Raw genomic sequence first — 24,464 nt, 5'->3', positions numbered from 1 at the left:
AGGATTGTCTAACTAGGTTTCAATTCTGAAGCCTAGGAATTAAAAGCAAACAACCCAAAAAATGAAAACCAACCATTTCAGATTATTTCTTCTTGTCCTTATTTCTCTATACTTTTCTTCCAATTTCGCTTTTAGCCAAAATAAGAAGATTGATTCATTTTTAGATTTGAATGGCACTTGGGCATTCAAGATTGACCCTTACAATTCAGGGCTTGAAACCCAATGGTATCAACTCCAAGACTCAAGTAATGGGGCTTGGGATAATATGGAAGTCCCTGGCAATTGGGACTTAAGAAATGAATATGCCCATTATACCGGAAAAGCTTGGTATCAGAAATCTTTTGAAGTACCCACTGAATGGGAAAACAAAAACATCAAAATACATTTTGAGGCTGTTTCCCACGATGCTACGATCTGGGTCAATGGAAAAATGATTGGTATAAATGACAGTGGTTTTTTACCCTTCGATTTTGATATTACTCCTTTTCTCCTACGAGGTCAGGCAAATACTGTCACCCTGTTGGTGGACAATACCAAAAAGACTGGTGCCATTTGGAATTGGGGAGGTATACGGAGACCTGTTTACCTGACAGCTTCTGATGGAATCAGGTTGACAGGATATTTTGTAACTCCCAATTACGATTACAAGAAAAATTCTGCCATTGTACATTACAGGTTAAAATTTAAAAATCATACAGCCAAAAGCAGTGATGTCAAGGGAGAGATCCAGATCAAAAAAGATGGCGTTTTGATTAAAAAGATTCCTTTTGTCCATCAAACACAAGCAAATGGTGAAAATGAGATCCTATTGTCCACCAAATTAGAAGGCAAACAGGTGAAAGCTTGGCACTTCGATTCACCGCAGCTATACCATTCTGAAGTTATTTTCATTGATTCTGATATTCCGGTTGAGGTTCAGAGATTTGGTTTGAGGAAAGTAGAATTGGTTGAATCCAAAAAACAACTTATGCTCAATGGAGAATCCATCCGGGCGATGGGATTCAATCTTGTACCTGATGACAGGACTACAGGCAATACCCTGCCTCTGTGGAGAATCAAGGAAGATATCGATCTCATAAAAGAAGCCGGAGGAAACTTGGCTAGGCTTTCTCATCTTCCTTTGCCAAAAGAAGCATTGGACTACTTGGATGAAAGAGGAATCATGACTTTTTCGGAAATCCCTCTTTGGGGTTTTGACCCTTTGGCTGATCCGAATAGCAAAGTTTCAAGAGAATGGCTCATCAGGTTGATTGATTCGCAATACAACCACCCCTGCATCATCGGGTGGAATGTGGGAAATGAAATCGGTGATTACCCGGAAACCTATGCTTATGTGAGGCAGGCAATTGACATTGCCATATCCTTAGATTCTACAAGGCTGGCTACTGCGGTTTCCCACACTGCGCAGAGACCAAATGACTTTTTGGTACATTCCGATCTTGGCTTGATCAATAAATATGGGTCAAATCTCCTTCCGGTGACGGAAACCCAACACAAAAACTTTTCTAACAAAATCCTCTTCTATTCAGAATATGGGATCGCACAATTTGGTGAAAACCTTAATTCAGATTTTGATGCAAAATCATTGATTGATCCTCTGAGGAATCTAGACTATTTGATAGGCGCCTCACTTTGGACCTTCAACGATTACAGGAGCAATTATAATGGCACAAAGGAATTTTCTGAAAATAGATCTTGGGGTGTCGTAGATGTATATCGACGCAAGAAAAGGGCGTATTTCAGCATCAGAAAAGAACATGCTCCGGTAAAAAACCTTACGGTTTCAAGTATCTCAGATAGGAATGCAGAAATCACAATTATCCCAAGAGATGTCCTCGACCTTCCCTCATATGCGCTGCGAAATTACCGTCTTCTATGGCGCATTCAGGATCAGGAAGGCAAAATTTTGGAATCGGGATGGGAAAACCTTCCTAAAATCATTCCCGGATCAGCTACCCTGAAAAGAAGAATCGAATGGAAAATGGGAGATGGTCATAAACTGGAAGTGGCCCTTCTCACTCCACAGAATGATAATGTGATTGATACTTCGGTATATTTTAAGGTTCCAAATATGATTCCTCCTTTGGGCGTATTTGGAGGAAGAATGCTTCAAAATAACATTCGGCCCAATTCAGCGAACCTAAGGGTTTTCCTAGATGAAAATCCGACAGCTGACTTTCATTCCGCGAAGATTAAAATCGGCAATGAGGAGGTAGAGATCGGTCCTGTTTATGAAAACTTTCTTGATATCACTGACTTAGAATTCTCCACCCCTTATGAAGTGGAAGTTTTTGCAGTCAACTCAGCAGGAAAAACCTCTATCCTAAAACAAAAAATTGAGATGAATCCCAAAAAAATCATTCCTCCTGCTATCCGACATTTCGAAACTGCCAAAAATGGATTCTTTATAGGATATGCCACTGAAGCAGATGACTTTCAATTCCGGGTGAGATATTCTAAAGGAAAGGACTTAGGGAAGAATAGTAAAACAATCACCACTACCAATCCGGGTTTGATTTTCATACCCATTGCCAATGCGGATGTACCATATTACTTCCAAATTCAAAGGGTAAAAGACAATAACAATTACAGCGATTGGTCCACAACTTATGAGGTCCCACTTGATCAGGTTTTGAAACCCAAAGCGCCAATCATAAATGGCGTGACGCGGAAAGATAGGGCAGCTCTGGTTCATTTTGACCCAGTTAAAAAAGCAATAGGGTATGAATTGGAGTACAGGGTCTTAAATAAAAAAGACGCAGTTTGGTCAAAGTCCACTGTATCCAAAGCTCTTGCACAATATGTATTTGTCGAAGACCTAAACCCAAAAACAGAATATGAATTCAGGTTGTCTGCCATAACCCTTGAAGGAAAATCAGATTATTCACCTGTAATTCAAAAATAAAAAATCAGTTTAATATTTTGAAAATGGCTTTGAATCAATCGCATATCTCCTTGATCCATCTCATCGTCCTATCGATGGGGTTGGTTATGGGTTTGGTCCCAAAACCAAAAGTCTCTGCGCCCGATTTTAATATGGAGTCAATCCTTAAAGTAGAGACAGATTCTATTCGATATGAAATATGGCTGGTGTCTGATCCAAGCAATCAGCCGGATCATTATTATGGCGAGATATTCACTCCTGTATGCTACAGCCGGACGTGCTATCCTGTCTTTATTAATTACAGATGGGATCTATTGGGTAATTACGTGAAATATGAACTTTCTGAAGGTAGGATTTTAACTAAATCAGATCATGCAGAATTTGATAAAAAAGAGTACAAAAAGCTTGAGGAAATTTTATCAAATGAGAATTCAATCCTGAAAAATTACAGAGCAGATCAACTCGTCACAAGTACGGAAACGGTAAATCCAACCGGTGTAGATGCTGTCACCGGTGCCACCATCAAATCGATCCAAAGAGAAGTCATATCTGGGGCAGTGTATTCCTGTTATACGCTTTGGCACATAGCTCATGGTGATATCAGTGGAAAATTGAAACAGCATACTGAAAGCCTCTTGACAAGTGATAGTCTTTTGATTCAATTTTTGCAAAGCTCGAATCACCATTATCAATATTGGGCCATCGATAAAACCCTGATCGGCGGTCAGATAAAAGAAGAAAAGTATAAAAAGCCAATGCTGAGCATTCTCAATGGAGAAAATGTTTTTGCAGCCAATTACTTACTTAGAGAACTTCCTTCAGAAATCTTCAACGATAAAGACGAGCAGTCTTGGCTAATAGAAAGTTTTTTGGCTGCCCCCTATCCACTGCAGTTATCAATTCTAAAGAAATTTAATCAAATATATCTCTTTCAGGAAACCTCGGCAGCGCTTGTCTCTCACCTTCTTGAAACCAGCGATGAACAGAAGAAATTGATATTCGGCTTGCTGACCAGAGAAAAAGAACTTGATGAAGCCAGCCAAATAACCTTGACCAAATTCCTCCTTCAACCTAAATGGGAAGCAAATGCTTTTCGGATTCTCCGCGATCAAAATAGCCTTTTCCCTGCTATAAAAGGAGAATTAACCGCTTTTACGGAAAAAAACAAATCATTTAAATGAAATCCAAAACCCAAAAAATCATTGTCATGAAAAAATTCACATTCCTTATAATCCTTTTCTTCCTGGCAATATTGAGCCATGCCCAAGATAGAGTACTTGTTGAAGCAGAATCCTTTGACAATACAGGTGGATGGGTTGTAGACCAACAATCTTTTGATGTGATTTACTCCTCTTATCTAATGGCGCACGGGATGGGCAAAAAGGTTGCTGATGCTTCAACAAAAGTAGCTTTTGAGAAACCTGGAAAGTATCACATTTGGATCAGAACAAAGGATTGGGCTCCATTCCCCAAAGGTCCCGGAAGATTCACCGTACTTGTAGATGATATGCCTTTGGCAATTGAATTTGGAAGCAGTGGATCTGATGAATGGGATTGGTACTATGGAGGACAGGTAGAAGTTAAAAACCAATTCATTAATTTGAAAGTACAAGACTTAACAGGTTTTAATGGCAGGTTTGATGCGATCTATTTTTCAACCTCAAAAGAAGACACTCCTCCAAATCAACATGATAAATTATTGGACTTTAGAAAAAACCTCTTGGGATTGGAAAGAAATACCATAACCGAAGGTCAATTCGATTTGGTGGTTGTTGGTGGTGGCATAGCAGGTACAGCTGCGGCCATTTCCGCTTCAAGAATGGGCTTGAAAGTTGCCCTGATCCAAAATAGACCAGTTTTGGGTGGGAATAACAGTTCTGAGATTCGTGTCCATTTAATGGGGAGAGTGGATCAAAATCATTTCCCAAAATTAGGAAGGATAGTGCGTGAGTTGGATAATGGAGATCCGGGAAACGGAAATTGGGATGGAGACAGGTATGGTGATGCCCGCAAAATGGCGGTAGTACAGGCCGAACCGAATATCAAGCTGTTTATGAATACGCATGTCTACCAAGTAGAAATGGAAAAGAATAAAATCGTCGCTGTTTTAGGTAGAAATATTCGGACCAATGAGGAAATTAGGTTTACCGGAACCTATTTTTCAGACTGCACAGGCGATGGAACATTGGGCTTTTTGGCAGGTGCCGATTTCAGAATGGGTAGGGAAAGCCAAGCTGAAACAGGTGAATCATTGGCTTCAGAAACATCTGATGATTTTACCTTAGGCACTTCCAATCTATGGGCATCTTTGGAAAAAGAAAAACCTTCTGATTTCCCTCTTACTCCATGGGCTATCCAGTTCTCAGATGAATACCATATCGATGATGAAAAAGCCGATTGGCAATGGGAAACCGGTTTCGGAAATTTCAATACAATTACAGAAGCAGAAAAAATCAGGGACCATAACCTGAGGGCGATTTTTGGAAACTGGTCTTACCTTAAAAACCAGAAAAAAGACAAATACTCAAATCATGAATTGGCTTGGGTGGCCTATATAGGTGGAAAAAGGGAATCTAGAAGACTTTTGGGGGACCATATTTTGACACAGATGGATATTCAAGAAGGGATTATGTATCCTGATGGAACGGTGACTGCTACTTGGACTATTGACTTGCATTTTCCTGATGCCAAAAATTCTTTGTATTTCCCGGGAGAAGAGTTTTTTGCAGCTACCGAGCATATTCGGGTACAGCCTTACACCATCCCTTACCGATGTCTATATTCTAGAAATATCGACAACCTATTTATGGCAGGAAGAAATATCAGCACGACACATGTTGCTTTTGGAAGTACCAGGGTAATGAGAACGTGTGGCATGATGGGAGAAGCCGTGGGTTATGCTGCTTATGTCAGCAAGAAACACTCAAGTACTCCGAGAGGTGTCTATGAAAATCACTTGAGGGAATTTATGACTTTGATCCAATCTCCTCTAAGCAATGAATTGATTATTATACCACCTAAAAATTAATTACACATCTAGACAGACCTTAATCCCTTATTCCAATTTCAGTAAACCTCCATGCAACAACTTGATTATATTTCAATAGCAATCTTTTCGATGATAATTCTGATAGCAGGACTTTCTTTTGGCAAAAAAGGAACTGACATGAAGTCCTTTTTTGCTGCAGGAGGATCTGTGCCATGGTCCATGAACGGATTGTCATTGTTTATGAGTTTCTTTTCGGCAGGCACTTTTGTGGTTTGGGGTTCCATTGCATACAAGTTTGGTTTTGTTGCGATTACAATTCAAATGGCCATGTGTCTTGCGGGATTTATAATCGGGTATTTTATTGCCCCTAGGTGGTGGAATTCCAAAGCACTGACTGTTGCTGAGTTTTTGACCAACCGGTTTGGGAAGAGAATCCAACAATACTATACTTATATATTCTTATTTCTCTCCTTGGGCTATACCGGTGCATTTCTCTATCCTGTCGCCAAAATCCTAAATGTGACGACCGGTTTTGACATCAATTATGCCATTCTTCTGCTTGGAGGGATGATCATGGTGTATACAGCAGTTGGAGGATTATGGGCGGTAGTCGTTACAGACGTTTTACAATTTGTAATCCTTACTGCAGCTGTTTTGTTGGTAATTCCTCTTTCGCTCAAAGAGGTAGGCGGCTTAGGTAATTTCATTGATCAAGCCCCGGATCAGTTTTTCAATATTTTCAGTGGGGAATACACTTATGCATTTATCATTGCATTTACCTTTTACAACATCGTATTTATTGGAGGAAATTGGGCCTATGTACAACGCTACACTTCTGTCAAAGACAGTAAATCCTCAAGTAAAGTGGGCTATTTATTTGGGATATTGTATCTCATAAGCCCCTTTATTTGGATGCTCCCTCCTATGATTTATAGGGTACTAAATCCTGATTTGCAGGGTTTGGAAGCAGAAGGTGCTTACCTCATGATCTGTAAGCAAGTTCTTCCTGTAGGAATTTTGGGATTGATGCTCGGTGGGATGATTTTCGCTACGGCGAGTTCTGTGAATACCTCACTCAACTTGGCAGCAGCGGTTTTGACCAATGATGTATTCAAGCCACTTAGACCAAATTCTTCAGACAAAACCTTGATGCAAGTCGCAAGATTGGCAACGATTCTGTTTGGAATTGGGACGATTCTAGTCGCATTTATGGTGCCTATGGCCGGCGGCATAGTGGAAGTAGTATTGAGCATTGCTGCCATTACAGGCGGTGCCCTTTATGGACCTGCGATTTGGGCTTTGTTTTCCAAAAAACAAACGGGCAAATCAATCCTGGGCGTTACCGCAATAAGTTTGGTCATCAATATTTTCTTCAAATTCATCAGTCCTAAAGTCCTTGATTTTGCTCTGAATAGAACAGAAGAACTCATTCTTGGGGTAGGTATTCCATTTACTCTATTGTTATTGTATGAAATCTTTGCCTCAAATGCACTTATCCCCTTAACATCAACGAATTTAGCTTCAAATGTTGAACAGGAGAATCCTGATGACAATAGCCAAAACGAATTCGGAATTAAGGTATTGGCCTTTTCATTCATGGCTATCGGACTCATGTTTTGTGTCCTTTCTTTTTGGGGCGGGAGCTCAGCAATATATCTCATCATCATGGGGTCACTCATCATTGGATTAGGATTTTTTCTGAACAGGTACGTAACCAAACAATCGAAAAAATTTCCAAAAATTTTACCCATTTCATCAACATCAGATCAGCATTAATTTATGAAAAAGGAGGAATTCGTAAGCGGAAAAAGAAAGCTAAAAACGGAGAATATAACTTCAGATTTGATAATTGTGGGTGGAGGTCTTGCAGGAACATGCTGTGCGATCACTGCTGCAAGGCATGGGGTTAAAGTGACATTGGTCCAAGACCGACCTGTCCTAGGAGGAAATGGATCTTCGGAAGTCAGACTTTGGATTTTGGGGGCAACTTCCCACATGGGTAACAACAATCGTTGGGCAAGAGAAGGTGGCGTTGTAGATGAAATTCTAGTGGAAAACCTGTACAGAAATCCGGAGGGAAATCCTTTGATTTTGGACACAATATTGATCGAAAAAGTAAGCTTAGAAACCAATATCCGATTATTACTCAATACTGCTGCTTACGATCTAAACAAAAAAGGAGATGATCAGATTGACTCTGTTTTGGCTTTTTGCAGTCAAAATTCAACAGAATATTTACTCAAAGCACCTCTTTTCGTTGATGCTTCTGGAGACGGGATTTTAGGATTCCTCGCAGGAGCTGCTTATAGAATTGGTGCCGAATCCAAGGAAGAATTTGATGAAGGATTTGCCCCCGATCAGGCTTATGGGGAGTTATTGGGCCATTCCTTGTATTTCTACAGTAAAGATACAGGCAAACCAGTCAGGTTTATTCCCCCCTCTTATGCCAATACTGAAATCGCCAAATTACCAAGGTTTAAAAGTTTTAACCTCAAAGAACATGGATGTCGCCTTTGGTGGGTGGAATATGGCGGGCGGAAAGATACCATCCATGACAGTGAAGAAATCAAATGGGAATTGTGGCGGGTCATCTATGGTATTTGGAACCATATCAAAAATTCCGGAGAGCATCCTGAGTCAGAAAATCTTACCTTAGAATGGGTAGGGACGATTCCGGGCAAGCGCGAAAGCCGTCGATTTGAAGGGGATTATATGCTGACCCAAAAGGATGTGGTTGAGCAAAGACCTCATGTAGACGCAGTATCTTTTGGAGGTTGGGCCTTAGACCTTCATCCGGCCGAGGGAGTTTTTGGAGATAAAGATGGCTGCACGCAATGGCACAGCAAGGGGGTTTACCAAATCCCTTTCAGAACAATGTACAGCAAGAACATCAAAAATCTTTTTTTGGGGGGAAGGCTAATCAGCGCCACGCACGTTGCTTTTGGCTCATCAAGGGTGATGTCCACTTGTGCACATAACACCCAAGCTGTGGGACTTGCAGCTTCCATCTGTATTCAGAACAAACTTCTTCCTGCTGATCTGAAAGAAGGAAAGTGGATAGAGTTGTTACAACAAAACCTCATTAAATCAGGTCAATATATCCCTCATTTCCGACTGGAAGATGAGTTAGATTTGGTCAAAGAGGCTAAAATAGTGAGCTCTTCCGAGTTGGAATTCAAAGGGCTTCCCTTTGATGGACCTTGGTATCCAATGGAGTATTCTATCGCTCAGATGATACCTATCCATTCTGGAGTTGTTCCGGAATTGAAAATTCAGGTAAAATCTGATGCCAAATCGAAGCTAAAAATTGAGCTGGGAGTTAGCGATAAAACAGAAAATTATACACCGGAGGTTATTCTGGAACATTTAGAAATCGATGTTGAGCCCGGAGAGCATTTCTATTCTTTTTCTTTTCAGCCTTCCATTCCGACTCCTCAGTATGCTTTTGTCATTTTTGAAGCCAATCACAACCTGATGTTGAAATGCTCCAATACCCGGATCACAGGGTTGCTGTCTGTCTTCAACAAATTTAATAAATCTGTGGCGACAAGCAGTAGGCAGGAACCGCCGGCTGGAATCGGCATCGATTCTTTTGAATTTTGGGTTCCAGAGCGAAGACCAAAAGGGCATAACCTAGCCTTTGAATTAGGCCAAAGCCTGAGTCCTTTTTCAAAAGAAAATCTGAAAAACGGAATTTTCAGACCTACGATGCAACCAAATGCATGGGTGGCTTCTTTGGAGGATAGCAATCCTTCCTTGACTTTGGAATGGTCACAGGAGCAAGAAATATCTACTATTCAATTCTATTTTGATACAGACTTTGACCATCCTATGGAATCTACACTGATGGGGCATCCAGAAAGTGAAATTCCTTTTTGTGCCAAGTCGTTTATGATTAAAGATGATTCAGGTAGGGTGATTTATCAAAAGAAGGAAAATCATCAGACCATCCAAAAAGTCCAGTTCCCATCTCCAATCAGTACGCAGAAACTGACTTTCGAATTTGAAAAAAGAGTGGAATCTGTTCCCCTGAGTGTTTTTGGGATAAGCTGTTATAGTTTTTCTAGTAAACAAAATATGGAATGATAGATAAAAGAAAAATATGGAAAGATTTACGCTATTGCCAAAGAAATGGCCAAAAATCCATTGGTCTCGGATTTGAATATAAAAATGGCTGAAGGTTCAATCAAAAAGCTGCAAGCACTTGAAAGGCCGCAACTCTTCTTCGAAAATGGCAAACTAGTCGCCTTACTTTGTGCCGTCAACGAAACGCTGTAGCATTGATATAACGTACAGATACTGCTGAAATGGATTAAAAAAACAACATGGTTTTAAACCTATGAAAATACTCTCTATTTTAATTTGTGCCATTTTAATAAGTTGTCCCGGTATAAATCAGGCACAGATACAATATATAAAACAGACCGATTTTCGACCTGCTCAAATCTGGTCAGACACCAACGGTGTTCCGATCAATGCTCATGGCGGTGGAGTTCTCTACTACAAAGGTGTTTATTATTGGTATGGAACACATAAAATCGAAGGACTTTCTGAGAAAACATTTGCAGATGGCGGCATTCATTGTTATGCTTCAAATGACTTGATCAACTGGTCTGATAAGGGATTGGTTCTATCTCTTGTTTACGACGATGATAGTCACGACTTGGCATACGAGTGCAATTTTGACCGTCCCAAAGTGGTTTATAATGCCAAAACAAGAAAGTTTGTAGCCTTTTTTAAACTTTATTTGAAGGGGGAAGGGGTTACTACAGGCTATGTAGGCGTTGCTTTATCCGATAGCCCTTCGGGGCCCTTCGCTTACAGTCACAAATTTCTGGGTGCCGGCTCTCTGAATGGCTCCGGGGATTTCGCTATGTTTCAGGAGGAGAACGGAGACCTTTATCATCTTACTGTCAGAAAGCCGGATAAAGCTTTTGTGGTGGGCAAAATGAGCGATGATTACTATTTGCCCGAAGGAGAATATGTGGTTTGCGAAGGTATTACAGAAAAGACAGAGGCACCTGCCATTGTTAAACGAAATGGAATCTATCATTTATTAGGATCAGGGTCAACTGGTTGGGATCCTAATCCTGCGAGATACTTTACAAGTAAATCACTGACAGGACCCTGGATATCCCAAGGCAATCCATGCCGGGGAGTGAATCCCGAAAATGGGTTTGGGAAAGAAAAAACGTATGGCGGTCAATCTACTTTTATACTTCCTGTTGTGGGGAGGAAAGATGCCTATATAGCAGTTTTTGACATCAATAAACCTGAAAATCCAAATGATAGCAGGCATGTATGGCTTCCGGTGACTATTGAAGATGATAAATTTTTAATTACCTGGCGGGATAGCTGGGAGTTGAGCGTTTTTGAAAATAATACAGAAAATCTTATCGAAGGCCGTCAGGCAAGAGACATTCCCTTGTTTTTTGATCCGGCCTATGTTAGATATTGACAAACTCTAAATGAGATATTTAAAGTAAAGTTTGATTATAAAAATCAACAATAAAAACAACAAGTCTGCAGGTAAAGCTTCAGTGTCAGGTTGCATGTGAAAATTTAATAAACTCTCAAACGGCCCTTTCAACAATGAATAGTATTTCAAAAGTCTCGATTGCCTTTATAATAATATCAATTTTAAGCTGTACTTCCGGGAGGGATAACAAAGTTTATTTTGAAAATAACCAGATAATCATCCTCAGGGACGAAATTCCCTATCAGTTTCAGCCTTCTTTTTCAATCATTTACAGTGAAGAGAATCCGGATATGGCCATGAGGCCGGCCGGAATAGAGGGGGTTCCTTATAACATCATAACCTGGACGGCTTATGAGGGAAAAAGTGCAGATCTTGGAAAGGTAAAAAGAAGTGATAGCTCAATAGGAGATGGTTTTGATGATACTATCTTGGAAGGAGAGGCAGCCAAAAGAAGCTCCAATCCATTCAATGCAGGTACTGTATTTCCTATCAATGCCGCATCTTTGGAAATGAAGGAAGGCACGATTCAGATGATTTTTGATGATCATGAATTTTTTAATTTTTCAGCTGAAGTCTCTGATTTGGAAGGCAGACATCCATCTATCAAGTTTCGGATCACACCAAAAAAAGACGGTTTCTTTTCGGTGGGTTATACCGGTGCTCCTGAATTTATGCTTTCCCACGTGAAGGAAATATGGCAGCCGCTGATTTGGCAGGAAAAAAGATTTCCGGAAAGCCCTGTAATGACGTTGGCTTTTCGCTGTCCGATTCCTACCGCATTGGTCCATGATGGAACCCATTCCCTTGGGGTAATGGCTGCATCTGAAGAATTCCCTTTTGATCCTCTTCCGTTACCAACAAATAGTCGGTTTGGGGTTATGGTTAGAAATGAGGAGGGAAAAGCCCAGCCCCAATTATTTGCCCCGGTGCCAGGAGGAGAGGGATCCCAGATGAAGGTTGGAGATTCTTTTCAATTTAAATCCTTCCTTGTAATTGAACCCGGGGAAATCCATGAAGCTTTTGAAAATATTGCAAGAAATGACTTTGGGTTTAAAGATTATAGAAAAAATGAATCTATTTCGCTTAACCAAACATTTGAAAATATGGTGGACTATTCCCTGTCTGATTATGCTTGGTTTGTAGATTCATTAAAGGGTTTTGCCTATTCCACCGATGTTCCGGGTGCCGTAAAAAATGTCTCAAGTTTAAATCCTTTGGATTTGGCTATTGTGATGGATGATTCGGTAATGTTTGAACAAAGAGCTTATCCTACCTTGGAGTACATGTTGTCCAGAGAGAAATTTCTTTTTTCTCTGGACCCCGAACAAAAAATACAGCACCCTTCAAGAAGTATGGCCGGCCCAATAGCTCCTGTTTCCGAACTCACTTCACTGTATAATATACTCGGCCCATCCAATAATTTTTTTGTGGAGTTGGCAAAAAAGGAGTTTGGACGGAGTCGTATCCGGAACTTGGATGTAGTTGAAGATGGAAATTCTTGGGTCAATGCCATGCACATTTATAAGGCCACCAAGGATAAGAAATTCCTTGACTTGGCAATTTCTGGAGCAAATGAATACCTTCAAATAAGGGTCGAAACCAAACAAACTGATTTTAAGGATACTGATGCTCCTGGATTATTTTTTTGGAATGCTTTCACCCCTAAATGGGTGGAGTTGACAGAACTATATGAAATAACTCTAAACAAAAAGTACCTAAAGGCAGCACAAGATGGAGCTCGTAGATATACTATGTTTACTTGGATGTCTCCCTCAATTCCGGATACCAATATTTTGGTCAATAAGGATGGAAAAGCACCTCTTTATTGGTATCTAAAATCAAAAGGTCATGAGCAGATGTATTTTCCGGAAGAAAAAGTCGAAGCATGGAGACTTTCCGAAATCGGACTGACCCCTGAATCTTCAGGAACCAGTCAAGGTCACCGTGCCATTTTTATGGCCAATTATGCCCCATGGATGTTGCGTTTGGGTTATTACACGAATGATATATTTTTAAAGGAAGTAGCAAAGTCAGCCATTATTGGACGCTATCAAAACTTTCCTGGTTACCATATCAACACAGCACGTACAACAGCCTATGAGAAGGCAGATTATCCACTTCGTGAGCATAAAGCTTTAAGCATAAATTCCCTCCATTATAACCATATTCTGCCTATGGCAAGTATGTTGCTGGATTATTTGATCACTGATGCTTTTGTTAGGTCTGAGGGAAAAATCAATTTTCCTTCTGAATACATAGAGGGATATGCCTATTTGCAAAATAAATTTTATGGCAGTCAACTCGGAAAATTCTACGAAGATGAAGGGATCCAGCTGTGGATGCCCAAAAAATTATTGACAGTTTCACACCCTCAATTGAACTACATAGCTGGATACAATGAATCAGGAATATATTTGGCCTTTACCAATCAGTCAAAAGACCCTGTCAAATCCACTGTTATGGTAAATCCTGAATGGACCACCGGTTCTATTGGAAATATAGAAAATTGGGGTGACGGAAAAACCTCGATAACAGGTGCATTTTCCTATGAGGTAGAAGTGCCCGGCAATGGTATAGCAGCAATTAAAGTAGAAGGTCTTTCACCAAAAGTAGCATTTCAACAAAAAATATTGTCAAGAGGCCCATCTGCCAAAAATAGCCTTTATGAATTTGATTTTGGAAATACCCGCGCCATGATAATCGATTTAGGGGAATACGACCGACGGGCTTATTTTTATCTGCAGGAAGACGACTCCGATTTTTCAAGCGTTACTCTGTTTTATGAAGATGAGAAAGGTAATATCGAAAGCAGAATTGATGAAAATTACCCTTTTGAATTTACCATTCCCATCAAGGAAATGAAAGAAGGAAGTTCCTTTTGGTTTTCCGCTTCAAACATTCAGGGTAAGGTGGAGATTAGTGAAAAATATAAGTTTTAAGAAAGCCATCACTTAAAGCATGCACCCTTTCAACCCAAAAGCCATGAAACATTTAATTAATTGCCTGTTGCTCAGCCTTCTTTTTTCTTGTTCCATTTTACAAAATGAACCAGATTTCATTTTGGAGAATGACCACCTAAAAATTGCCTGGGAACTCAAAGACTGGGGTTATAAAATCAGTGAGGTTGCTATCAAGGTTGAAGGGAAATGGCAAACCCTACCCAATCCTTCGGGAGAATACACCTTGATCAGGTCGGAAACTAAACCGGAAGAAAAATCAGAGCAGCCTTACCAGACCACGACCGGACAGAAATTCCCAGAGGAAATTTATAAGTACCAAACGGAACATTGGAAGGAACAAGTCAATTCAGTTGCCCTCAATACAGCAGGAAAAACAATTGAATTTTTTCCCGACGAAGCTCAACCCATTGGAGAGAATAAAATCCAGTTTAAGAAAAAAACAGATTGGGGTACCGTAATGATTACATGGAGCCTTGACCCTAAGTTTCCTCAAGATATACTCATCGAGGAGAATCTTGAAGTTTCACAAGACGGTTTCTATTCCCTAAGCAGTCCAATTCTCCTTATTATTCCCGAAGCCGATCTAGAGTGGGCCGCGGTTCCCGGATATTTTCATGGAAATAAACTGGAAAGTAACCTAGTGTTGGGATACGGATATGGAAATGGGGTACCCTCCTCCCCTATTGTTTTCAGCGAAAAAACCGCCACTACCTTAAGCCCTATCATCAGCTCAAAGCAAGGATTTACTTTGGCACTAATCTCAAATCCTGAGTTAGGAAGGGATCCATGGAAAAAGGATCAAATGAGTCACAATGACTGTAATGTGGGATTGTCTCATATGAACCGCCAAGCTAAACTTACTCCGTCGATCTATTATCCTGTTTTGGGGGAATTTGGGTCGGAGAAGAAAACAGGAGAATCCTTGAATTTTGGTTTTAGATTCAGTTTATCGGATCGCGATTGGTTTGAGACCTTAAATCATGCAGTCTATAATGTTTTTGAATTTGAAAAAGGATTAAATCTGAGAAAAAACAGGCAGTCTTTAAGCAGCAGGGTAAACGAGATGTACGGTTACCTTACGGATCCAGAAACCTCCCTTTGGAGAGTGGAAGATTACGAAGGTGTAAAAATCGGTGCCCAAGCCTATCTCGGTGGCGTAGTCGGTTCGGATAAAGATGCCATGAAAAACGCAGATTATGGGGCAATGTGGATGTTGGCAAATGCCACTGGCAGTTCCTATTTGAAGGGAAAGGTTTTGCCATATGCGCTTAATTTCAAACTGGCTCAGCAACAAACTTCCGGAGGATTTTTTCAGGGTGCTGCCATTGGCCAATATTTTCTTTCGAAGCCTAAAATTTTTGTGGAAGAATGGGGCAAAATGGTAGAACCGATTGCCTTGACTTATTACATCATGCTGGATATCGGTAATATTCTTCTCTTCGAACCTGAGAATGAGGAATTGAAAAAAAGACTCACCTTGGGAGCAGACTTATTGCTAGACTGGCAAAAAGAAGATGGAAGTTGGGCGGTAGCTTACAGCAGGGAAGAAGAGGAAATATTCTTAGAATTGCAGGATTTTAGGCCAACTTTTTATGGATTATTGGTGGCTCATCGGATTTTAAAAGATCAAAAATATTTGGAGGCAGCCATTAGAGGTGCGGATTGGTATCTTGAAAACGGAGTCAAAAACGGTAGTTTTTTGGGAGTTTGCGGAGACATGAGGTATGCGCCTGATTTTGCGACAGGACAGACTGCACAAGCTTTTTTGGATCTTTTTGACATGACAGGAGATGAAAAGTATCAGGCTGCGGCTATTCAGGCTGCAAAAATTTACACCACTTATATTTATACCCATCCTATTCCAAGCAGAGAAATCAAAACTGTAAATGGAAAGCAAATTCAAGATTGGGAAATAGCCCAAGCCGGTTTGAGTTTTGAGCATGGAGGTACATTGGGTTCCGCTAACTTCCATGGGCCGATTCTTTTGGCAAGTCATGCCGGAATGTTTATCCGGATGCACCAGCTTACCGGCGAACGCATATTTGCTGACATGGCCCGGTCGGCCGCAATTGGCAGACATGCTTTTGTGGATGAAAAAACAAGCGTAGCCTCCTATTATTGGAAAGGGATGAATTCAGGTGCAGGGCCTTTCCCCCACCATGCATGGTGGCAGGTTGGTTGGATTACCGATTATCTTTTCTCAGAAATCGAGTTGAGATCAAATGGAAAGATAACATTCCCAAGAGGATTCATTACTCCCAAGGTTGGACCTCATCAGAGCTATGGTTTTGAGGCAGGAAAAATCTTTGGAGAAAAAGCATTCCAAAAAATAGTGCCTGATGCTGTGTCTGTTTCCAATCCCTCCATCGAATATGTGATTGCTTCCAGCGAAAAAGGGGATAAAATCTGGGTTACACTACTCAATCAAGAAAATGAAAGCCAGAGCGGGGATCTGAAGATTGATTTTACTCCTTTCCAATCAGGAAAACTTTTGAGCACGAAAGTCCTTGATTACAATGGGTCTGAAATTGAGAAGAAAGAAATAAAAGCTGAATGGGAAATTTCAGTTCCTGCTATGGGGCTTATTGTTCTTGAGTTTGAATTTGAGAAAAATCCATTATAACCTTTACCAACAAGAAAATGCTAATTATCAAATTGAATAAAATTGCTTTAGTTTTTTTACTCACCATTTTTGGTTTTGGCAAATCCGCTTTCGGACAAACCAAGAACAATCTTGCCTTGACAGGAGCTGCTACTGCTAGTTCCTTCATGGATGGTTTTGAGCCTGCCAAGGCAATTGACGGAAGGCTAAGTCTAGAAAACTCCTGGAAAAACGAAGCCTCAGAAGGTGAAACTTGGCTGTTGGTAAAGCTACCCGGTGCAACAGAAATAGTGGAAATTACCCTTAAAACTCTCCCTGAGTCACAGGCAATTTCTGATTTTAAAATTCAAACCATACTCAACGGTTCTTGGAGAAACGTCAAAGAAATCAGTTCTAATAAAGACCAAACAGTGACGCTGGCCTTTGATAAACCCATTTTAACAGATCGGATTCGGCTTTGGATTGAAGGTGAAAACCAAGTGACAGTTTCTGAATTTGAGATTTTTGGTCGACAGTATGTGGATTCCGCTGCCACAGAAGTCAAAAAAATCCTTGTCAACCAAAGCGGTTATAATCTCAATAGGCCAAAGCGCTTTTCGGCACCTGATATCGAAGAAAAAACACCCTTTGTGCTTGTACAGCAAGGCAATGAAAAAATTGTCTTCACCGGATCCATTGAAAATGGTATTGGAGATTTTACCGAATTCAATCCCGAGTCCGAGGAGGAATACATTGTAATCGCAAACAATTATAAATCATATCCATTTAGAATAGGGCCAAATTGGCTTGAAAGGGTAACCTATCGAAATATGATTGATTTTATGATTGGGGCAAGACATTATGTTGGCACCACCGATTTGATCAGACCCTTGTCATTTGAATGGCGGGATGGGGATTTTTTCAATTGGGCTTTGCAAGGGATGGTGGCGCTATACCTTTCCAATCCTGAAGCTTTTGAACGAATGGATAAAACTGTTTCCTATGTGCCTAATTCCTCTTTTCCTTCCCAATACAAAGGACTCTGGGGAGCGTTGGAACCTTTCAGTGAAGATGCTCCTGATCTTATCAAACTCATTCATTGGGATGTGGATGTGAAGATCTCCCAAGGATTGGAACATGAGATGCAAAAGGCCGAACTGGCACATTTCCTCTACGCTTGGCCTTATTTGGAAAAGTGGCTCCCTCAGCAAAATTTTGATCGGGTCTATGAATACACAAAGGATATATGGGGAAAATCCACTGTCAAACCTAGCTCAACCTCACAATATGACCTCAGTCCTGAGCATAATTTATTAGCTCTAAAAACCCAAATGGGGACTACCAAAGGAGAAATGCCTCCCGGGTATTCTGTGATTCCAAATTTGATGATGTACGATGTCACAAAGAAAACTGGAGGTAAAGATGCTGAGAAATACTTCGAAGCAGCTTACAACCAAATGGATTGGATGATCCAAAACCTCGATTGGAAGGATCCACAAGTAACCAAGGGTCAAAGAATGTCCGAACACATGACCATGAGGGCATTTGCTTATTTTCAGAATAACTTTCCGGATAAAGCTCCTCAGGGTTTGAAAGATAAAGTGACGGAATGGGCCAAAGTAGTTGTTTCGAGGTCAGACAATTATTGGGATTTCAGAAAATATTCGGACGACGAAGATTGGGTACCCCCGAGCTGGAATGAGACAGGAAATATCCTTGGGTTTCCTGCCGCGTTATTTGCTGCCATGTCTATGATCGAAGATAAATCCTTGTCGCAAAGGTTGGAAGTTTTGGCATGGTCACATTTTGACAATGCGTTTGGAAGAAATCCGGTAGGAAGACATTTTTCCTACAAAGGTCCTGATGAGATCGAAGGGGTGGATTTAGGATGGTATGATGCCCACAAAGGTGGAATTGGGCTGCTGGAGGAAGTGAAGTTTGTTTTTGATGGTTCTCCAAAATCCTTCCATTATCCCAATAATCCCGAAGTAGGGAATTTGGGTTGGACCGAAGGTTGGGTTCAATTTAATACTGCATTTAATGTAAGTATGGCCTACTCGGCAAATCATTATACTAATTTAGAATTGTCAGCAGCATCCAAAAACAAACTTGAAATTCGATTGGTCGCACCTTTAAATTTTGATCCAAATACGACAGAAAGCGTTTCTGTTAGGGTTCAAAATGAACAAGGCCAAAGCGTTTCAGTACTACTAACCGAGGAGTCTACCTATTCGGATACTTTAATAGGAAATCTCAGGATTACAAAATCAGGAATAACATCAGGTAAGGAGAAGATCAATTGGAAAAAAGGGGAAACTATCACGGTATCCTATGGTCTGGGATATTTTCAAAACGATGCTACTTATAAAAGAATAGATTAGCAGGCGACATTGCTGAAAAGATATTTTTATTCGATAATTCTATTTGTTTTATTGCATCGAATATGAAAAAATTAATAGAATCCACCTTCAAGGAATTGTTCCAAAAAGAACCTTTGACCGTATATTCTCCGGGAAGGATCAACCTGATCGGCGAACATACAGATTACAATGAAGGTTTTGTGATGCCGGCAGCCATCGATAAAAAGATGATTGTTGCTGTTGCGGCCAACCGTACACGACAAGCCAAAATATATTCAGTCGATTTTGAGGAAGAGTTCGCTTTTGATCTGGATTCTTTTGGTCCAAAGAAGGGTCATTGGGCAACTTACATCATGGGCGTCACTGCGCAATTGCAACAGGCCGGATACGCTGTTCAGGGATTTGATATGGTCTTTGGCGGGGACATTCCTGTAGGTGCGGGACTTTCCTCTTCTGCGGCCTTGGAAGCGGCTGTCGGATTTGCCCTGAATACTTTGTTTGGATTTCACATCCCCAACCGTTCCTTAATTCATTATGCACAAAAAGCAGAACATGTTTTTGCAGGCGTGCAATGTGGCATCATGGACCAGTTTGCATCTGTGATGGGCAAAAAAGGCCATGTCATCCGCTTGGATTGCAGGTCACTGGAATTCCAACATTTTCCTTTGAACTTACCCAATCACAGTATTTTGCTGATCGATACCTGTGTGAAGCATTCCTTGGCGGATTCGGCCTATAACCAAAGAAGACAGGAATGTCAAGAAGGAGTCTTGGCCGCCCAAAAAATTAATCCGGAAATAAAATCCCTTCGTGACATGGATTTGGCACTTTTGGATGCAATCAAATCTGATATCAGCCAAACGGTTTACAACAGATGTAAATACATCATTGAAGAAAACAACAGGGTTGTGATCGGATCTGGATTATTAGACCAAAATGACCTGAATGGTTTTGGAAAAAAAATGTATGGCTCCCACGAAGGTCTTTCTAAGCTGTATGAAGTGTCATGTGAGGAACTTGATTTTCTGGTTGATTTCACCAAGGAACTTGATTATGTATTGGGCAGCCGAATGATGGGAGGCGGATTTGGTGGCTGCACCATCAATATTGTCGAAAAAGCAAAAGTCAAAACCCTCAAAGAAAGCATTCAACCTGCTTTTGAAGCCCAATTTAATGTGACTCTAAAGTTTTATGAAGTGAGCTTGGAAGATGGGACTGGGTTGATCTAGAGCTTTTAAAGTGCCAAAACAAAGTCATTTGACTAGTTCCTCCAAATTTCACCCTACCATTCTCACTCCACCACCAAAACCCAATCCTGACCTTTTCCATTGGAAGGAGGTTTGACTGTATTTTTTCCTTTGGTCAAATTAGTGCCTGAATATGGAAAATTAACCCCGGTCCTCGGATCATACCAATTGGCTTTCAAAGCTTTGTTTTTCATTTTGGCCAAATCCACCTCCACGCTTTTTCCGGTAGGGAAATAAACCATTGCATAGGTTCCTTCCAAATCTCTTGTGGCTATGATAAAATGTTCATCTTCTTCCTGCTTACTCGTAACCATTTCATAATCAGGAATTCTATTGAAATAAGGTTTGGAAAGAATCAGGTTTTTGAGGTGCTTGACCTGATTGGCCATGGGTAAGTCCAAAGATACTTTCCAGGGTCTCAAGGGGGCATTTACTGGCTGACGGTCCAAAGTATACATCTGCCAGACGGCATGGCATCCATAAGTCTGTCCTGCACCTCCCGCAAACACATTCCAATACATGATTCTTCGGATATCGTCAGGATTGCTGTAGCCAAGCTCTTTGGCATTGAAGCAATTGGGATGCTCTTCATAGAGCGGTTCCCCATCGAGAGTCGGTTTGGTAGGATTCAATCCATAATCGTGACTGATGATTCTGTAGGTGGGTTGATTGGGGCAGTGTCCCGTTTGTTGCATGTTGAAATCCAACCAATCTTCTTGATGAAACCAAGTCGAAGAACCTGCCGGACGGTGTGGCTGTGGGTGAAAAGTCATTAAAATCGGGTTGTCTTTATTGGCTGAGGCCTGGATTCCTTTTGCCATCTGATTCCAGACTGACACGTCATCAACGTCTTTTCGGGGATTGCGGTCGCCTCCCAAAACCCAAATCAGGTTTTTCTCTCCAGCATATCTTGCTCCTATCCATTTCCCATAAGTGTAGGCATTCTCTTCATAGAATATTTCTGGGCCAATTCCCCAACTGTCTTTATACAGCTTGTCACCCCAAGTGGGAAGTAGGGCTATGTGAATTCCTTTTTGCGAAGCCAAGTCAATGATATAATCAACATGTTGCCAGTATTTTTCATTGGTGACCAAAGGAGTAATAGAGGTAAAAGGCATTTCCCCATAAGAATTCGGGGTATTCAATCCATCAATTTCTGCCAAAGCAACAGCCTGAACTACATTGAATCCCTGGGAGGCCCTTGTCTCAAGATAGAATTCAGCTTCATCTTTGTCAGTTCTATGAAACAATTCCCAAGCCGTATCCGCCATCCAAAAGAAAGGCGAACCGTCAGCTTGAGCTAAGAATCTTTTATTTTCAGACAATTTGATTGGGCTATTGACCTGTGAAAATCCTGAAAAAAGAATTTCAAAAAAGAAGATAATAAACAACGCTTTTTTCATACAGGAATTTACAAAACAAAAGACAAAAAAAAAGCAGCCCTTTCGGGCTGCTTAGAGTATTTAGTGTGCCGAAGCGCCAGCGGCGGCTTTTGAGTTTTTCTGCCAAATAAAAAAAATCGCAAACAACACTACCAGGATTGCCGGGAATGTTACCATTTTGGAGAGGGTAGCTTGGCCTGCAAGTAAATCTGTATCATGTATGGCTCTTGCTGTGTCGATCCATTTTCCAATAATTGGCTGGAAAATCGCTGTTGAGAACATTCCTACCCCACCAATGATGGACATACCCAATGCACCACTTAAAGGCACTCTTTGGGCAACAGCACCCACCATTACCGGCCAGAAATAACAAACTCCTATTGCAAAAACCACAGCAGCTAAATAGGCCATTGGACCAGTGACGGTACTAAACATATAAATGCCAAGCGTGGCAAAAATAGCTCCACCTAAAAGCACACCTGTTTGGCCTAATGTCTTAACAACAGGTCCGGCAAAGAATCTTCCAACTGCCATGATACCCGTGGTCAAGGCTAGGATCAACATACCGCTTGCTCCACTTTCGCTCATCACCACGTTTACCCATTGCTGTGGTCCAAATTCGGAAATGGCGGTAAGTGCCATACAGAAAAACAAGAAGATAAACACCGGCGAAAACATTGCTTTCACATTACTCGAAATAGAAGTAACTCCCTCCACCGTAGGTTTTGGAAAGGCTTTTCCAAAAAACAAGAATGCGTAAATCAATGTAGGTATCATCAATACCCACATCTGCATCTGCCAGCTGAGGCCTCCATCTGTCATAAACTTAGAAATCAAACTGCCTATAACAATACCGCCTGGGAACCACATATGGAACCTATTAAGCATTTTATTCATTTTGACTCCCGAATACATATCCGCAATCATCGGGTTACAGGCCGCTTCTGTACAGCCGTTACCAAAGCCAATAAATAGAGTAGAAATCAACAAACCGGTATAGCCTCCTGCATAAATTGTTAGGACGATTCCAAGCGTATGGGCGATAAATGCGATTTGCATGATTACTTTAGGACCTATAGTATGGTAAAAAAGTCCACCTAAAATCATAGAGATCGGGAATCCCAAAAACCACATGGAGTTGATAAATCCGAGCTGCTCAGCTGTTAGTCCAAATTCTTCTCCAAGTTGGGGAAGGATTCCGGCTCTTATTGCAAATGTGAAGGCTGTGGTGATTAAGGCAAAACAACTTGCGTTGAACAATGCCGATTTGTTTAAGTTTTCGTTCATGTTTGTTGGGTTTAAAAGGTTGTAATTGACTTTTAAAGTTGGGTTGATCTTTAATAAAGACGGAAAATATAAAAAATATCAGGGATAGCGATATCCTTTCATAAAAATTTATGGAAACATACTTTTTACCAAATAAAAATCAGGGCATTTCATTTTAATACCCTGATGGTTTGGTGTCTCCTTTTTCGCATTAAAGTAAAAACGGTAGTCAGGAAATTCAAAACATTTAAAAATATGCCATCAATCCACTGCCGTGACCGAGCTCCAAATGGATTTAGTTATATTCTCATAATTACTTTTGTAAATTATCTTAACTGCATACGTTCCGGGCTGAATGGTCTGACCATTAAAATCCCCGTACCATTCACATGATTCATTGCTTTTTGAGAGGTTGTGTTTATTGCACTGATAGACCAATTGGCCCCAATTATTATAAATCCAGACACTCACTTCATCCACCAAAGGATTGGAAAAAACTTTGAATGGCCTTTGGCCATCATTTGCCCTCATTCCTGTGGTATGTGTAACCATTACCTCGCATTCCACTTTAACTTCAAACGAAGCAGAATATGTACATCCCTCAAAGTTTGTAACAGTCAAAAAATAATTCCCAGCACTACTAGGTGAAAAGGTAGCTTCTTCACTTACCAATTTTCCATCCAAGCTCCATTCATAATTTTGAAAATTTCCGGGATTGATACCATTATCCCTCCCCAATGCAGGACAGATGGTGTAAGATTCCTCCACCTCAGGTCGGCTTTCATCCATACTTCTCATTACCATGATAGCATCCCTGCCCAAAAGACACCCATTGTTGTTGTATATTTCTATCTCATAAGTACCTTCTTTAGAAACCACAATTTCCTTTTGGCCTGAGAAATTTCTCAAAAAAGCCAGGTTCCCATTAAAATCCCTGACGTACCAGATGATTTTTGAAACTTGCGCAAAGTCAGTGGAAAATGACACGGTCACGTTTTCACCATCTGAACAAAAAGGAGTAGCAGTCAATTTACCTTCCAATTCCAGCACAGGCTTCAAAACCACAAATTCCTTTTTATTTGGCATCGGACACAATAAGCTACCCTTTGGCCGAACCTCAAGCGAAAATGTCCCGTAGGATTTTGGCGTTAATATTGGTTCCCTTCCTACCAACTCTCCTGTTTCGTCATACCAAAAGATATCAACGTCAGATGGGGTTTTTCCGAAAAGATTTGCTTCAAAAACGAATTTTCCTTCACAGGTTTGCTCCAATAATTTTGGTTCGAATATTATAGGAATGTTCCTTACAACTTTAA

At 40.7% G+C, this 24,464-nt stretch carries 13 protein-coding genes and 1 pseudogene; 11 read left to right on the top strand and 3 right to left on the bottom strand.

The annotated features are described in order from the left end of the window. Window positions 1–61 precede the first annotated feature (61 nt). From M3O96_RS17230 to galK, 11 genes are all read left to right on the top strand, one after another. Window positions 62–2,905 carry a sugar-binding domain-containing protein gene (locus tag M3O96_RS17230; protein ID WP_249722586.1) on the top strand — a complete coding sequence of 948 codons (2,844 nt, stop codon included), beginning with the start codon at window positions 62–64 and terminating at the stop codon, window positions 2,903–2,905. Between the two features lie 23 nt (window positions 2,906–2,928). After that, window positions 2,929–4,065 (top strand): hypothetical protein, encoded by a 1,137-nt coding sequence (locus M3O96_RS17225; protein WP_249722584.1) that lies wholly within the window; start codon window positions 2,929–2,931, stop codon window positions 4,063–4,065. A gap of 26 nt (window positions 4,066–4,091) precedes the next feature. Further along, window positions 4,092–5,912, top strand: coding sequence for an FAD-dependent oxidoreductase (locus M3O96_RS17220; RefSeq protein WP_249722582.1), 1,821 nt, complete (start codon window positions 4,092–4,094; stop codon window positions 5,910–5,912). 90 nt (window positions 5,913–6,002) lie between these two features. Then, on the top strand, window positions 6,003–7,649 hold the full coding sequence (locus tag M3O96_RS17215) for a sodium:solute symporter family protein (RefSeq protein WP_249722581.1): 1,647 nt from the start codon (window positions 6,003–6,005) through the stop codon (window positions 7,647–7,649). Between the two features lie 3 nt (window positions 7,650–7,652). Next, window positions 7,653–9,959: an FAD-dependent oxidoreductase gene (locus tag M3O96_RS17210; RefSeq protein WP_249722580.1), complete on the top strand. Its 2,307-nt coding sequence runs from the start codon at window positions 7,653–7,655 to the stop codon at window positions 9,957–9,959. A 45-nt stretch (window positions 9,960–10,004) separates the two neighbouring features. Beyond that, a complete protein-coding gene (locus tag M3O96_RS17205; RefSeq protein ID WP_249722579.1) occupies window positions 10,005–10,151 on the top strand; it encodes a hypothetical protein in 147 nt (48 codons plus the stop codon). A gap of 61 nt (window positions 10,152–10,212) precedes the next feature. Then, window positions 10,213–11,331 carry a family 43 glycosylhydrolase gene (locus M3O96_RS17200; RefSeq protein WP_249722578.1) on the top strand — a complete coding sequence of 373 codons (1,119 nt, stop codon included), beginning with the start codon at window positions 10,213–10,215 and terminating at the stop codon, window positions 11,329–11,331. A gap of 134 nt (window positions 11,332–11,465) precedes the next feature. Next, window positions 11,466–14,291 (top strand): hypothetical protein, encoded by a 2,826-nt coding sequence (locus M3O96_RS17195; RefSeq protein ID WP_249722577.1) that lies wholly within the window; start codon window positions 11,466–11,468, stop codon window positions 14,289–14,291. A 43-nt stretch (window positions 14,292–14,334) separates the two neighbouring features. Next, window positions 14,335–16,935: a prenyltransferase/squalene oxidase repeat-containing protein gene (locus tag M3O96_RS17190; protein WP_249722576.1), complete on the top strand. Its 2,601-nt coding sequence runs from the start codon at window positions 14,335–14,337 to the stop codon at window positions 16,933–16,935. A gap of 17 nt (window positions 16,936–16,952) precedes the next feature. Further along, window positions 16,953–19,274, top strand: coding sequence for a discoidin domain-containing protein (locus M3O96_RS17185; protein WP_249722574.1), 2,322 nt, complete (start codon window positions 16,953–16,955; stop codon window positions 19,272–19,274). Window positions 19,275–19,336: 62 nt separating this feature from the next. Next, the gene (gene galK, locus M3O96_RS17180) at window positions 19,337–20,482 is read left to right on the top strand and encodes a galactokinase (protein ID WP_249722572.1); all 1,146 of its coding nucleotides are present in this window, start codon (window positions 19,337–19,339) and stop codon (window positions 20,480–20,482) included. Window positions 20,483–20,544: 62 nt separating this feature from the next. Here galK and M3O96_RS17175 read toward each other — a convergent pair whose 3' ends face one another. The 3 genes and pseudogenes from M3O96_RS17175 to M3O96_RS17165 all read right to left on the bottom strand — a co-directional run. After that, window positions 20,545–21,903 carry a glycoside hydrolase family 140 protein gene (locus M3O96_RS17175; RefSeq protein ID WP_249722571.1) on the bottom strand — a complete coding sequence of 453 codons (1,359 nt, stop codon included), beginning with the start codon at window positions 21,901–21,903 and terminating at the stop codon, window positions 20,545–20,547. 60 nt (window positions 21,904–21,963) lie between these two features. Then, entirely contained in the window at window positions 21,964–23,169 is a 1,206-nt protein-coding gene (locus M3O96_RS17170; protein ID WP_249722570.1) for an MFS transporter, read from the bottom strand. A 240-nt stretch (window positions 23,170–23,409) separates the two neighbouring features. Next, window positions 23,410–24,464 (bottom strand): annotated as a pseudogene (locus tag M3O96_RS17165) (hypothetical protein); the annotation flags it as partial.

Origin of the sequence: Aquiflexum sp. TKW24L, assembly GCF_023502205.1 — a bacterium.
In the GTDB taxonomy this organism is placed as follows: domain Bacteria; phylum Bacteroidota; class Bacteroidia; order Cytophagales; family Cyclobacteriaceae; genus Cognataquiflexum.
This window is presented reverse-complemented; position numbering and strand designations above follow the sequence as displayed.

Bases quoted from the DNA above. Each gene is read 5' to 3' on its own strand.
- M3O96_RS17230 (WP_249722586.1), top strand. From the start codon at position 62: ATGAAAACCAACCATTTCAGATTATTTCTTCTTGTCCTTATTTCTCTA.
- M3O96_RS17225 (WP_249722584.1), top strand. From the start codon at position 2,929: ATGGCTTTGAATCAATCGCATATCTCCTTGATCCATCTCATCGTCCTA.
- M3O96_RS17220 (WP_249722582.1), top strand. From the start codon at position 4,092: ATGAAAAAATTCACATTCCTTATAATCCTTTTCTTCCTGGCAATATTG.
- M3O96_RS17215 (WP_249722581.1), top strand. From the start codon at position 6,003: ATGATAATTCTGATAGCAGGACTTTCTTTTGGCAAAAAAGGAACTGAC.
- M3O96_RS17210 (WP_249722580.1), top strand. From the start codon at position 7,653: ATGAAAAAGGAGGAATTCGTAAGCGGAAAAAGAAAGCTAAAAACGGAG.
- M3O96_RS17205 (WP_249722579.1), top strand. From the start codon at position 10,005: ATGGCCAAAAATCCATTGGTCTCGGATTTGAATATAAAAATGGCTGAA.
- M3O96_RS17200 (WP_249722578.1), top strand. From the start codon at position 10,213: ATGAAAATACTCTCTATTTTAATTTGTGCCATTTTAATAAGTTGTCCC.
- M3O96_RS17195 (WP_249722577.1), top strand. From the start codon at position 11,466: ATGAATAGTATTTCAAAAGTCTCGATTGCCTTTATAATAATATCAATT.
- M3O96_RS17190 (WP_249722576.1), top strand. From the start codon at position 14,335: ATGAAACATTTAATTAATTGCCTGTTGCTCAGCCTTCTTTTTTCTTGT.
- M3O96_RS17185 (WP_249722574.1), top strand. From the start codon at position 16,953: ATGCTAATTATCAAATTGAATAAAATTGCTTTAGTTTTTTTACTCACC.
- galK (WP_249722572.1), top strand. From the start codon at position 19,337: ATGAAAAAATTAATAGAATCCACCTTCAAGGAATTGTTCCAAAAAGAA.
- M3O96_RS17175 (WP_249722571.1), bottom strand. From the start codon at position 21,903: ATGAAAAAAGCGTTGTTTATTATCTTCTTTTTTGAAATTCTTTTTTCA.
- M3O96_RS17170 (WP_249722570.1), bottom strand. From the start codon at position 23,169: ATGAACGAAAACTTAAACAAATCGGCATTGTTCAACGCAAGTTGTTTT.